The sequence below is a fragment of the Nocardia kruczakiae NBRC 101016 genome, assembly GCF_001612965.1.
Taxonomy (GTDB): domain Bacteria; phylum Actinomycetota; class Actinomycetes; order Mycobacteriales; family Mycobacteriaceae; genus Nocardia; species Nocardia kruczakiae.
Window position 1 is genome coordinate 1 of the sequence record NZ_BDBL01000077.1, and the last position, 14,640, is coordinate 14,640.

General features: G+C 70.3%; 3 protein-coding genes. 2 read left to right on the forward strand and 1 reads right to left on the reverse strand.

Annotated elements, in window-relative coordinates:
* Window positions 1–12,823: non-ribosomal peptide synthetase (locus NK1_RS32690; protein ID WP_063015036.1), on the forward strand; the 12,823-nt coding region annotated here is incomplete at its 5' end.
* A 78-nt stretch (window positions 12,824–12,901) separates the two neighbouring features.
* Here the strand turns inward: NK1_RS32690 and NK1_RS32695 are convergent.
* A complete protein-coding gene (locus NK1_RS32695; RefSeq protein WP_063906176.1) occupies window positions 12,902–13,198 on the reverse strand; it encodes a hypothetical protein in 297 nt (98 codons plus the stop codon).
* Between the two features lie 336 nt (window positions 13,199–13,534).
* Between NK1_RS32695 and NK1_RS32700 the strand changes: the two genes are divergently transcribed.
* Window positions 13,535–14,640, forward strand: a 1,106-nt coding sequence (locus tag NK1_RS32700) for an AMP-binding protein (RefSeq protein ID WP_167354341.1), incomplete at its 3' end; no start/stop codon positions are given.

Sequence of the window (14,640 nt, forward strand, 5' to 3'; positions counted from 1 at the left end):
GGCGTCGTTGCGGCATGTGTTCGTGATCGGTGAGGCACTGCCCCCGGAGACGGTGAGCGCCTTCGCCGCCGTCTCGGACGCCGAACTGCACAACCTCTACGGTCCCACCGAAGCTGCGGTCTCGATCACCTACTGGCCGGCGGTGCCCGGCGCCGGTGTGTCGGTGCCGATCGGTGTGCCGCAGTGGAATTCGCAGGTCTACGTCTTGGATTCGCGGTTGCGGCCGGTGCCCGATGGTGTGGTCGGTGAGTTGTATCTCGCTGGTGACCAGTTGGCGCGGGGTTATCTGCGTCGTCCGGATCTGACCTCGGATCGGTTCGTGGCCAATCCGTTCGGTGCGGCCGGGGCTCGTATGTATCGCACCGGCGACCTCGTCCGGTGGACTCGCACGGCGTCCGGCGATCCGGTTCTGGATTACCTGGGTCGTATCGATTTCCAGGTGAAGTTCCGGGGCCAGCGCATCGAGCTGGGCGAGATCGAGGCCGCGTTGCTGGCCGTTCCGGGCGTCAGCCAGGCCGTCGCGGTCGTCGCTCCGGGGCCGGCCGGCGAGCAGCTCGTCGGCTATGCGGTCGCCGCCCCGAACGCCGCGTTGGACTCCGCGGCTCTGCGCGAGGCCGTCGCCGACCGCTTGCCGTCCTACATGGTCCCTTCGGCCGTGCTGGTCTTGGACGCGTTGCCGCTCAACACATCCGGGAAACTCGATCGTAAGGCGCTGCCGGCGCCGGTCTTCGAGACCCACGAGTACACCGCCCCCGCCACACCCATCGAGGAGACCGTGGCCGCGGTGTTCGCCGAGGTGCTCGGCATCGAGCGGGTGGGTCGCGACGACGACTTCTTCGCACTGGGCGGCAACTCGCTGAGCGCCACCCGGGTCGCGGCGCGCCTCGGCTCCGCCCTCGACACCCAGGTGCCGGTCCGCGTGGTGTTCGAAACCGGCACCGTCGCCGGACTGGCCGCGCGGGTCGAGGCGCAGGCTCCGGCCGCCGGACGCCCCGCGCTCGTCGCGGGACCGCGTCCGGACCGCATTCCGCTCTCGCCGGCGCAGCAGCGGATGTGGTTCCTCAACCAGTTCGACACCACCTCGCCGGCCTACAACATCACCGCGGCCGTGCGGCTGACCGGCGCATTGGATATCGCCGCACTGAACGCGGCGGTGGCCGATCTGGTCGCGCGCCACGAGATCCTGCGCACCTGGTACCCCCAGGACGCCGAAGGACCCGTGCAGCGCATCCGATCCGCCGCCGAAGCCACTCCCGAGCTGCGGCCGGTCGCGGTCGACGCAACGGAACTGGCGGACAGTATCGGTGCGGTGGTCGCGCGCGGCTTCGACGTCGCGGCCGAAGTGCCGGTACGGGTCGCTCTCTTCGCGCTCGGTGCCGAGGAATACGCCCTGGTCCTGGTGGTACATCACATCGCCGGCGACGGCTGGTCGATGGGACCGCTGACCCGTGACCTGATGGCGGCGTACGCGGCCCGCAGCAACGGCGACGAGCCCGGATGGGCGCCGCTGCCGCTGCAGTACGCGGATTACGCGCTGTGGCAGCGGGAGTTGCTCGGTGACGAGACGGACGACGACTCGCTGGCCGCCGAGCAGATCGCATTCTGGAAGTCCGCGCTGGCGGGGCTGCCCGAGGAATCGACGCTGCCCGCCGACCGGCCGCGACCGGCGACCCAGTCCTTCCGGGCGGGCACCGTCGACGCGGTGGTCGACGCCGACGTTCATGCGGGTCTGAAAGCATTGGCCCGCAACGGAAATGCTTCGGTATTCGTCGTCGTGCACACCGCGCTCGCGGTGCTGCTGTCGCGGCTGTCCGGTAACTCCGACGTAGCCATCGGCACCCCGGTGGCCGGTCGCGGGGCGGCCGAACTCGACGATGTGGTCGGCATGTTCGTCAACACCGTCGTGCTGCGCACGACGACGGCGGCCGCCGAACCGTTCAGCGCGTTGCTGGCCCGGCAGCGGGATACCGATCTGGCTGCCTTCGCGCACGCCGATCTGCCGTTCGAGCGCCTGGTGGAAGCGTTGGATCCGGTCCGGTCCACCGGCCGCAGCCCGCTGTTCCAGGTGGCCCTCTCGTTCGAGAACCTGCCCTCGGGCAGCTTCGAGCTGCCCGGACTACGGGCGACAGCGCTCGAATCCGACACCGGCGTCGAACGTTTCGACGTGACGGTCACCGTCACCGAAACCGACAGTGGCCTCGCCGTGCGGTTCACCTATGCGCGGGATCTGTTCGACGAAGCCACGATTCGTGCTTTCGCCGAGCGGTTCGGCCGGGTGCTGAGTGCCGTCGCCGCCGATCCGGCCATCGACGTCGCCGACCTTCCGGTGCTCTCGGCGGCCGAGACGGAAAGCTTGACCCGGGTGGCCGGTCCGGCGGTGACCACCTCCGCCACCCTGCCCGACCTGATGGCCGCCGCGGCGGCGGCCGCACCGGAAGCGATCGCGCTGCGCGGCGGCGGACGGTCGATGACCTACGCCGAATTGGATGCCCGCTCCTCGCGACTGGCCCGGGAACTGATCGGCCGGGGTATCGGCCCGGGCGACCGGGTGGCACTGGGTATTCCGCGGTCGATCGAATCGGTGCTGGCCGTCTGGGCGGTCGCCAAGGCCGGTGCCGCCTTCGTGCCGATCGACCCGAACTATCCCGCCGAGCGCATCGAGCGCATGGTCACCGATTCCGAGGTCCGCCTCGGTCTGGTCGTCGGCGCGGTGCGCGACCGGTTCCCGGCGACCGTGGAATGGTTGCTGCTCGACCATCCCACGTTCGGGATGGAACTCGAACGGCGCAGTGGCGCACCGATTTCCGACACGGACCGGATTCGTCCGCTGCGGCCTACCGATATCGCGTACATGATCTACACCTCCGGTTCGTCGGGTCTGCCGAAGGGTGTGCTGATCACCCACGCCGGTATCGCCGGATATCTGGCCGAACAGCGGGACCGCTTCGGCGTCACCCCGCGGTCGCGCACCCTCCATTTCGCCAGCCCGTCGTTCGACGCCGCGATGCTCGAACTGCTGCTGGCGCTGGCCGGACCGGCCACCATGGTGATCGCGCCGACCACCGTGTACGGCGGTGCGGAACTCGCGGAATTCCTGCGGGCCGAGCGGGTGACGCACGCGTTCGTCACCGCCGCCGCGATGGCGTCGGTCGATCCGACCGGACTCGACGAGCTCGAGGTCGTCGTCACGGGTGGTGAGAGCTGGGCTCCGGAGCTGGTGCGCCGCTGGGCGGTTCCGGTCGCGAGTGGTACCAGGCGGTTCTACAACGCCTACGGTCCCACCGAGGCGACCATCGCCACCAACATCAGTGATGCGCTGCGGCCGGGCGAGCCGGTCACCCTCGGTGGACCGATCCGCGGCATCACCGCCTGGGTGCTCGACGAGCGCCTGCGTCCGGTACCGGCCGGTGTCGCCGGCGAGCTCTACGTCGCCGGTGCGCAACTGGCTCGCGGCTACCATCGCCGTCCCGGCCTGACCGCCGAGCGGTTCGTGGCGTGTCCGTGGCTGCCCGGGGTGCGGATGTACCGCACCGGTGACGTGGTGCGCTGGCTGTCCGCTCCGCAGGACGGCGGCCAGGCGCAGTACCGGGTGGAATATCTGGGCCGCAACGACTTCCAGGTCAAGGTGCGCGGCTTCCGCATCGAACTCGGTGAGATCGACGCGGTGCTCGCCGCCCACGAATCGGTGGATTTCGCGGTGACCGTCGGGCGTACGACGCCCAGCGGCGCGACCGCGCTGGTGTCCTACGTGCTGCCCGCCGCGACCGGCGCGACGGCGGCATTCGACCGGCATGTCCTCGACGCCCACGCCCGGGAACAGCTTCCGGCGCACATGGTGCCGGCGATGATCATCGTGCTGGACCGGATTCCGCTGACTCCGGTCGGCAAGCTGGACCGCGCCGCCCTGCCGGAGCCGGTCTTCGAGGCCACCGCCTTCCGGGCTCCGGTCACCGCGACGGAGCAGGCGGTCGCGGCCGTCTACGCCGAGGTATTGGGTGTGGAGCGGGTCGGTCTGGACGACGACTTCTTCGCCCTCGGCGGCAACTCCCTCAGCGCCACCCGCGTGGTCGCGCGCCTGGGCACCGCCCTCGACGCCGAGGTGCCGGTGCGGCTGGTGTTCGAGGCCGCGACGGTCGAGCGGCTCGCCGCCCAGGTCGAGACCTCGGCCACCGCGGCACGCCCGGCGCTGACCGCGCGCAGCACGGCGCCCGCGGCGACGGGAAGCCAGAAGCCGGAACGCATTCCGCTCTCGCCCGCGCAGCAGCGGATGTGGTTCCTCAACCAGTTCGACACCGAATCCGCGGCATACAACATTCCGATCGCGGTCCGGCTGATCGGGCGGTTGGATGTTCCGGCGTTGCGCCGCGCGGTGGGCGATGTCGTGGCCCGCCACGAGATTCTGCGTACCTATTACCCGCAGACTCAGGACGGTCCGGTGCAGGTCGTCGAGCCGGCCTCGCAGGCGGCTCCGCAGATTCTGCCGATGCGGGTGGCCGAGCGCGACTTGACCGAGCGGATCATCGACGTGATCGCCGTCGGATTCGATGTGTCGGCGGAGGTTCCGCTGCGGGTCGCGCTGTTCCGGCTCACCGACCGGACCGACGAGCACGTGATCGTGTTCGTGGTCCACCACATCGCGGGCGACGGCTGGTCGATGGGACCGCTCACCCGGGATGTGATGGCCGCCTACGCCGCTCGCGCGCAGCAGCTCGAGCCCGAGTGGGCTCCGCTGCCGGTGCAGTACGCCGATTACAGCGTCTGGCAGCGTGAGCTGCTCGGCGCGGAGGACGATCCGCAATCGCTGGCGGCACGTCAGATCGACTACTGGCGCAACGCCCTCGCCGATCTGCCGGAGGAGTCCACGCTGCCGGCCGACCGGCCGCGGCCCAACGCTCCGAGCTACCTCGGCGCCGGCATCGACTTCACCGTCGACGCGGACGTGCGCCAGGGCCTGGTGGAGCTGGCCCGCCGGGCCAACACCACGATGTTCATGGTCGTGCACGCCGCGCTGGCGGTACTGCTGGGCCGCATGTCCGGCAGCGCCGACGTCGCGATCGGCACCCCGGTGGCCGGCCGCGGCCAGGCCGCACTCGACGATCTGATCGGCATGTTCGTCAACACGCTGGTGCTGCGAAGTTCGCTGCGACCGGGCGAGAGTTTCCTCGACCTGCTCGCGCGTCAGCGCGAGACCGACCTGGCGGCGTTCGCCAACGCCGACATCCCGTTCGAACGGCTCGTGGACGCGCTCGCCCCCGAGCGGTCGACCGTGCGCTCGCCGCTGTTCCAGGTGTCGCTGGCGTTCCAGAACCTGCCGTCGGGCTCGTTCGAATTGCCCGGACTCCGGGTGGAGGCCGTCGATTTCGACGTGGCGATCGAGAAGTTCGATCTGTCGGTGACGCTGTTCGAGGCGGGAGACGCGGCCGGCGATGCGACCCTCGCGGGCCGGATCACCTACGCGCGTGACCTGTTCGACGAATCGACGATCCGTGAGTTCGCACAGCGGTACCACCGGGTGCTGCGCGAGATCGCGGCCGCACCGGATACCGCGGTCGCCGATATCGAGCTGCTGACCGATGCCGAACGCGATCGCGTACTCGGACAATGGGTTTCGGCGGGAACGGATTCCGGTCCGGAGACGACGCTGGTCGAGGCGTTCGACGCCGCGGCGGCCGCACATGCCGATCGCACCGCGCTGATCTTCGGGGACGAGCGAATCGGATACGCGGAACTGTCGCAGCGGGTGAACCGCCTGGCGCGCACCCTGATCGAGGCGGGCGCCGGTCCGGAGACGCTGGTGGCGCTGGCACTGCCGCGTTCGGCGGATCTGGTCGTCGCACTGCTGGCGGCGATCCGTGCCGGAGCCGGATATCTGCCGGTCGATCCGACGTATCCGGCCGACCGCATCGCCTACATGCTCGACGACGCCCGGCCGATCTGCGCGGTCACCACCTCCGATCGGGAGATCGAGTTGCGTGGGGTCCCGACCGTGGTGGAACTGGATCGGCTGGATCTGTCGGCGGTGTCGTCCGACCCGATCACGCCGGCCGAGCGCCGGGGTACGCCGACTCCCGACAGCATCGCCTACGTCATCTACACCTCCGGTTCGACCGGTCGCCCCAAGGGCGTGCAGGTGCCGCATCGCACCGTGGCGAAGCTGTTCGCCAACACGCGCGACTGGTTCGCCTTCGACGAGACCGACGTGTGGACGATGTTCCACTCCTACGCGTTCGACTTCTCGGTATGGGAGCTGTGGGGCCCGCTGTTGCACGGCGGCGCCCTGGTCGTGGTGGACTACCACACCTCGCGCTCGCCGGAGCAGTTCCTGGAACTGCTGCGCCGGGAACGGGTCACCGTGCTGAACCAGACGCCCTCGGCGTTCTATCAGCTCGACGCGGCCGACCAGGCCGCCGCACCTTCCGCGTCGCCACTGGCGTTGCGATATGTGGTGTACGGCGGTGAGGCGCTGGAGCTGCGGCGGTTGAACGGCTGGTACGACCGCCACGGCGATGCCGCGCCCCGACTGATCAACATGTACGGCATCACCGAGACGACCGTGCACGTCACCTACCGCGCCCTGGACGCGGCGGCCGTCGCCGAGGCCGACGGCAGCGTGATCGGGCGGGCCATCCCGGGGCTGCGCACGTATCTGCTCGACAACCGGCTGCGGCCGGTGCCGGTCGGCGTTCCGGGTGAGATCTACGTCGCCGGAACGCAATTGGCGCGCGGCTACCTCGGGCAGCCGGCGCTGACCGCGGGCCGATTCGTGCCGGATCCGTTCGGTGCGCCGGGCACCCGCCTCTACCGCTCGGGTGACCTCGCGCGCTGGAACGCCGACGGCGATCTGGAATATCTGGGTCGCGCCGACGATCAGGTGAAGGTGCGCGGTTTCCGCATCGAACTCGGCGAGATCGAGGCGGCCGTACTCTCCCGCCCCGGCATCGCCCAGGCCGCGGTGCTGGTGCGTGAGGACCGCCCCGGCGATCCGCGCATCGTCGCGTACGTGGTTCCCGAAGACCCGGCGGACCGTCCGTCCGCCGGAAACGTCGACGATCGCTGGCGTGCCGGGGTGGCCGAATCGCTGCCCGAGTACATGGTGCCGTCGGCCTTCGTGGTGCTCGACGCGATTCCGCTGACCGCCAACGGAAAACTGGATCGCCGCGCGTTGCCGGCGCCGGCCTTCGCGGTGACGGCGTCGCGGACGTCGCTCACCGCGCTCGAGACACGGCTGGCCGAGTTGTTCGCGCAGGTGCTGGGCGTGCCGGAGGTCGGGGTCGACGACTCCTTCTTCGCGGTCGGCGGTGACAGCATCATGTCCATCCAGCTGGTGTCACGGGCCAAAGCGGCCGGAATCGTCTTCACCCCGCGCGATGTGTTCGAACACCGGACGGTCGCGGGACTGGCCCGGGTGGCCGTGGCGGACGGGCTGGCCGAACCCGAGGTGCTGGCCGAACTGCCGGGCGGCGGGGTCGGCGAAATCCCGCTGACTCCCGTGCTGGCGGCCTATCTGGACGGCGGCGTGCACAACCGGTTCGCGCAGACGATGGTGCTCGGATTGCCCGAGCACATCGACGAATCCGGTCTGATCGCGACCATCGCCGCGGTGCTCGACCACCACGATGTGCTGCGCTCGCGGGTCCGGCGGACCGGCGAGGGCTGGACCTTCGAGGCCTTGCCCACGGGTTCGGTGGATGTCCGCGATCTGGTCACCACGATCGACGTCCCCGCCGGGATCGACGCCGCCGAATTGAACCGGATCGCAAGCACCGCAATGGATTCGGCGTTGGCGGCGCTCGACCCGCAGGCGGGACGGATGCTGACCTTCACCTGGTTGCGCCGGCCCGACGGCCGCGACGCCGTGACCGTCGCCGCGCACCACTACGTGATCGACGGCGTGTCCTGGCGCATCCTGATCCCGGATCTGGCGGTCGCCTGGGCGCAGCGCTCGGCCGGTGCTCCGATCGAGCTGCCGCCGGTGGGCACATCGTTCCGGCGGTGGGCCCACGGTCTGGTCACCGCGGCGGAGTCCGACGAGCGGATCGCGGAGACGGATTACTGGCGTGGTGTGCTGGCGACGCCGGATCCGTTGCTGGGCGCTCGCGCCCTCGATCCGGCGGTCGACACGCACCGGACCGTGCGTCGCTTCGAGACGCGGGTCCCGGTGGAGGTCGCCGACGCCGTGCTCACCCGCCTGCCCGCCCTGTACCGCGGTGGTGTCAACGACGGCCTGCTGGCCGCGCTGGCGCTGGCGGTTCGCACCTGGCGTGGTCGCCGTGGCATCGACGCACCGGTGACCCGGGTGAAGCTGGAGGGCCACGGCCGCGAGGAGGCCACGGTCCCCGGGGCCGACCTGACCCGCACGATCGGCTGGTTCACCAGCATCTATCCCGTCTCGCTGGATCTGACCGGCATCGACGTCGGAGCCGCGTTCGCGGGCGCGTCGGTGACCGCGGACCTGGTGAAGTCGGTGAAGGAACAGCTGCTCGCGGTGCCCGACCGGGGAATCGGTTACGGGCTGCTGCGGTATCTCAACCCGGCCTCCGCACCGGCGGTCGCGGGCGAACTGGGCCAGATCAGCTTCAACTACCTGGGCCGGGTCTCCGCGGGCGGCGTTCCCGAGGGCCTGCCGGATCTGGGCTGGCTGCCCACGGCGGAACTGGGATCGGTTGTCGCGGATCAGGATCCGGACATGCCGGCGGCGGCGGTGATCGACGTCAACGCGATCGTCAACGACGGTCCGGACGGCCCGCTCATGGACGTCACCTTCCTGTACGCGGCCGATATCGTCGGCGAGGACGCGGTGCGGGAACTGGCGCAGGACTGGGTCTCCGCCCTGACCGCGCTCGCCCGCCATGCCCAGGATCCGGCGGCCGGCGGCCTCACTCCGTCGGACGTGCCGTTGGTGCGGGTCGGCCAGGCGGAACTGGACGCCTGGCGGGAGGCTCGTCCGGGACTCTCGGACGTGCTGCCGCTGTCGCCGCTGCAGGAGGGCCTGCTGTTCCTGACCGAACTGCAGGCGGCCGACGGCGTCGACGACTACGTCATGCAGTTCGCCCTGGAACTGTCCGGTGACATCGATCTGGACCGGTTGCACCGGTCCGCGCAGGCGGTACTCGATCGGCATGCGAATCTGCGGACGGCCTTCGTCACCACGGCGACCGGTGTGCCCGTGCAGTTGGTGGTCGACGATGTGGAGGTGCCCTGGAAGGTCGTGACCGGGGTGGCCGACGACGAGCTGACCCAGGTGCTGGCCGCGGACCGGTACCGGTTCGATCCGGCGGTCGCGCCGCTGGTGCGATTCACGGTGTACCGCACCGATTCCGGCGCCACCCATCTGGCGTTGACGACGCATCACATCCTGCTGGACGGCTGGTCCATGCCGCTGCTGATGAAGGATCTGCTGATTCTGTATGCGGTGCAGGGTGATTCGTCGATGCTGCCGCGGGTCCGGCCGTACCGCGACTACCTGGCGTGGCTGTCGCGGCAGGACCACGATCGGGCGCTGTCGGAGTGGGCCGGCGCCCTGGCCGGGCTCGAGCCCAGCCATCTGGCCCCGGCGCTCGCGGCGCCCGCCGCCCCGGGTGACGGCATCGGCACGCTGACCTTCGACCTGTCGCCGGAGCAGACCCGCGCGCTGACGACGTTCGCCGCCGAGGCGGGCGTGACCGTCAACACCGTGGTTCAGGCGGCGTGGGGTGCGGTGATCGCGGCCCACACCGATCGCGACGACGTGGTCTTCGGGGCCGCGGTCTCCGGTCGTCCGCCGCAGCTCGACGGCATCGACGACATGATCGGGCTGTTCGTCAACACGATTCCGGTGCGCGTCCGGTTCGATCCGCGCTGGTCGGTGCAGGATGCGTTGCAGCGCTTGCAGTCCGAGCAGGCGGCCCGGCTCGACCAGCACCACATCGGGCTGGCCGAAATCCAGGGTGCCCTCGGTGTGGAGGGCCTGTTCGACACGATGATCGCGTTCGAGTCCTATCCCATCGACACCGAGGGGTTGCAGGAAGCGAGCACCATCGACGGTATGGCCGTCACCGGCCTGCAGGCGGTCAACTTCACGCACTACCCGCTGACCGTGCTGGTGAACCTGGATTCGCAGCTTCGGGTGAAGATGCTGTACCGGCACGACACCGTCGACGCGGCGGCCGCGGCCGCCGTCACCGACAGGTTGCGCATGCTGATCGGTGAGTTCGTCGCCGCGCCGCGCCGGGGTCTGCCGGGCATCGGGCTGCTGCTCGACGCCGAGCGGACGAGCCTGGCGGCACGCAACGACACCGCGGCGCCGGAACTGCTCGACGACGCCACCCTGGTGTCGCTGTTCCACGCGCAGTGCGACCGCACTCCGGACGCACCCGCGGTCACCTTCGGCGACCGGACCCTGACCTACGCCGAATTGCGTTCCGCGGCAACCGGTCTGGCCGGTGCCCTGGTCGAGGCGGGGGCCGGGCCGGAGACCCGCGTCGCGGTGGCGATGCGGCGTTCGGCGGAACTGGTGGTGGCGCTCTACGCGGTCCTCGAGAGCGGCGCCGCGTACGTGCCGGTCGATCCGGACCATCCGGCCGAACGCAACGATCATGTGCTGCGCGGGTCCAGCCCGCTGTGCGTGCTCACCACGGCGGCCGACGGATTCACCACCGCCACCGGCATTCCGGTGGTCGACGTGGCGAGCCTGACAGCGCGAGCGGCGCAACCGCTTCCGCGTCCGCGCCCCGACAACGCCGCCTACGTCATCTACACCTCGGGTTCGACGGGCCGGCCCAAGGGTGTGGTGATCACGCATCGGCAGGTGGCCAACCAGTTCCGCTGGGCACAGGCACGGTATCCGCACGGGGTCGGTGACACGGTGTTGCACAAGACGCCGACCACCTTCGACATCTCCACCTGGGAACTGTTCTGGCCCTTGCAGACCGGTGCCCGGATCGTGGTGGCGGAGCCGGACGGGCATCGGGATCCGCAGTACCTGGCGGAGGTGATCGCCCGGGAGTCGATCGGCACCGTGCACTTCGTGCCCGCGATGCTCGACGCCTTCCTGGAGCTCGGCCGGCAACCGAATTCTCCGCTGCGCCTGGTGTTCGCCGCCGGTGAAGCGCTGACGACGGGTACCGCCGCCGCGTTCCACGACGCCCTGCCCGCGCAGTTGCACAACTGGTACGGCCCCGCGGAGGCCACCGTGGTGACCGCCGCCCGCGCCGAGGCCGGCGCCGGGCGCACCGCGGTGCCGATCGGTGATCCGGTCGCCAATACCCGTGTGTACGCGCTCGATCGGCAGTTGCGGCAGGTGCCGGCCGGTGCGGCCGGTGAACTCTACGTCGCCGGTGTGCAGCTGGCTCGCGGTTACCACGGCGCTGCGGCGCTGACCGCCGAGCGGTTCGTCGCCGATCCGTTCGAACCCGGCGGGCGCCTGTACCGCACCGGCGACATCGTGCGGTTCGGCGAGGACGGGCTGGAATACCTGGGTCGCGCCGACTTCCAGGTGAAGTTGCGTGGACAGCGCATCGAACTCGGTGAGATCGAGGCGGTACTGCTCGATCACGCATCGGTGGCGCACGCGGCCGCGGCGGTGGTACCCGATCCGGACCGCCTGGTCGCCTATGTGGTCCCGGCCGCGGGGCACGCCGTCGATCCGGACGAGCTCACCGCCTATGCGCGGCGCCGTCTGCCCGCGTACATGGTCCCGGCGGTGCTGATGCCGCTGGCGGAGCTACCGCTCAACGCCAGTGGGAAATTGGATCGCCGCGCACTGCCGATTCCCGCGCTCGCCGCGCGTCCCTACCGGGAACCGGTGACCGGGTTGCAGCAGTCCGTGGCAGCGGCCTTCGCCGAGGTGCTGGGCACCGATCGAGTCGGACTGGACGACGACTTCTTCGCCCTCGGCGGGACCAGCTTGAACGCCGGTCGCGTGGTGCATCGGCTGCGCCGGGTCACCGGGGCCGAGATTCGGGTGCAGTGGTTCTTCCTGGATCCCACGGTGGCCGGTATCTCCGCGCGCATCGCCGAATCGTTGGAAGCCGGTCTGGAATACGACGAGCAGTCCGACGCCGCGCTGGGGCTGATCCTGCCGATTCGCGCCGCGGGCGATCGGCGTCCGCTGTTCTGCATCCATCCGATGTACGGCCTGTCCTGGTGCTACGCCGGGCTCGCGCGCTACACGGATCCGGAGCAGCCGATCTTCGGTGTGCAGGCCGCCGCGCTGTCGGAGGATTCCGAACCGCCGCGGTCGCTGGCGGAGATGGCGGACCGGTACGTCCGCGAGATCGTCGCCCGCCAGCCCGAGGGTCCGTACCGGCTGCTCGGCTGGTCGCTGGGTGGTCTGCTCGCGCACGAGGTGGCGGTCCGGCTGCGCGCGGCGGGACACGAGGTGGATCTGCTCGCCATGCTGGACAGCGATCACGGGTTCGACCTCGGCACGTTCCGTGAGGCGATGCAGGAGACGCTGGCCGAACTCGGCATTCACGATGTGGACCCGGAGCGTCTCGACCAGTTGACGGAGGAGGACTTCGTGCGGTTGCACGATGCGATTCCGGCGGATCTGGTCGTGCTCACGCAGGATCGGTTGCGGCGCATCTACACCAGCGCCATGCGTTCGGTTCAGCTGACTCGCGGATTCGTGCCGCAGGTGTTCGACGGCACCGTGCACTACTTCCGCGCCGCCGCGGACGAGCGCCGGACCCACGACGTCATCGCCGGATGGCGTCCCTACGCCGGCGATGTCGTGGACCACCCGGTCCCGACCCGCCACGAGCTGATGACTCAGCCCGAGGCGCTCGCGGTGATCGGACCGGTATTGCAGGAGCTGTTGCGCGACCGCGACCGAGCGGAGTGACCGGTCCCTGACACGACGAAGGCCGCGTGGCGAATTCGCCACGCGGCCTTCGACTGTCCGAGCTGCTGCTACCGCATGTCAGCCGATCTGGATGCTGCCACCGTTCGCGGCGCCGACGGCACCCGCGGGCACCGTACCGGTGACATCACCGGTGCAGTCGGCGTTGCTGAAGACGGTGGCGTCCCGATCGGTGTAGTTGGCCACCGAGTTGGCCATCAGCGGGCTGCCGTTCACCTGAATGCATCCCGACGGGTTGCCGATGATCCGGCTGTTGATGCCGAGCGAGCCGGTCGCCGCGTTAGCGGACGCGGGCGCGAGCACTGTGACCAGGCCGGCCAGCGCGGCAGCGCCGATAAAACCTGCAGTTCGCAACATCGAAAGTCCTCCGTGTAGTTTTCTTCCCGACCCGTCATCCGTACAGGGCCGATTCTGGCATGTCGGTCGCGCACCGGACAACGTATGTCGCTTCGCCGCAGTGGTTTATCCGGCTGGCCCGGTTTCACACGCCGTTGCCGCCGATCTGCGACCATGCTGAGGGATCGGCGCCCGGGGTGCGTGGGGTCGGCCCATGCCCGACAATGAGCGGGCAACCGGCGGTAGGAGGTAGAGGCTCGTGGTTCGGCTGTTCGAGCGGCGGGAAGATGTTCGGCAGGAGACCACGGTATGACCCACTCTGTCGGCATTCGCCGAGCCCGGTCCCATAGATCGTTCGTGAGAACGCTGCCGCAACTGCTGACCGCCGCGGTGGAATCCGATCCGGACGCGATAGCCGTCGTCGTCGCGGACAGCACCGGCCCGGTCGCCGATCTCACCTATGCCGAGCTGGACGCCGAGTCGGCGCCGTTGGCCCGGTTGCTGATTCAGCGGGGCATCGGCAGTGAGGACCTGGTGGCGGTGGCGGCTGCGCCCTCGCTGGAAGCGGTGATCGCGATCTGGGCGGTCGCGCAGACCGGCGCCGCCGTCGTACCCCTGGATCCCGCTGCGCCGCAGACGTGGACGAGCCGAATTCTCGCCGACGCGCGTCCCGCGGTGGGGCTGACCATGACAGCCGACCTCGCGGGACTGCCGGCCGGACCGGAATGGCTGTGTCTCGACAGCGCCGAACTGGGCGCCGCGCTGGACCGGCTGCCCGCCGATCCGGTGACCTATGCCCACCGGGTGCGCCCGCTGCGGGCCGAACATCCGGCGGCAGTGCTCTATCCGATCGCCGAGGCGGACGCGGCGGTCGGCACCGTGATCACCCAGGCCGGACTGTGCGCCGCCTGCGATGAGCGGCGCGAGCGGCTGGGCGTCGACGCCGAGTCGCGGGTACTGCATCCGGCAGCGTCGGCCTCGGCCCTGTCGTTGCTCGAGCTGCTGACCGCGATCCGGGGCAGTGCGACGCTGGTCGTCGCCGCGCCCACGGTGGCCGCGGGCGCGGACCTGACGGAGTTGTCCGCAGCGGCGGAGGTCACCCACGCCGTTCTCGCCCCGCAGACGCAGGCGGTCACGCCGGTCACCGCACTCGCCACGGCGGGTGTCGCACCGGGCGCCGGTGACCCGGTGCGCGGTATCGCCGTGTGGGTGCTCGACGAACAGCTGCGGCCGGTGCCGGACGGCGTGGCGGGCGAGTTGTACATCGGTGGTGACAGGTTGGCGCGGGGCTGCCACGGCCGCCCGGCGGCGACCGCGGCGGCCTTCGTCGCGAATCCCTTCGAGCCCGACGGTTCTCGCCTGTTCCGCACCGGAGAAATGGGGCGGCGGACCGAGAGTGGGCTCGAATTCCTGCCACGGCCCGGCATCGCCGCGCGCGAGCATGCCGCCGAGCCGTTCGCGCC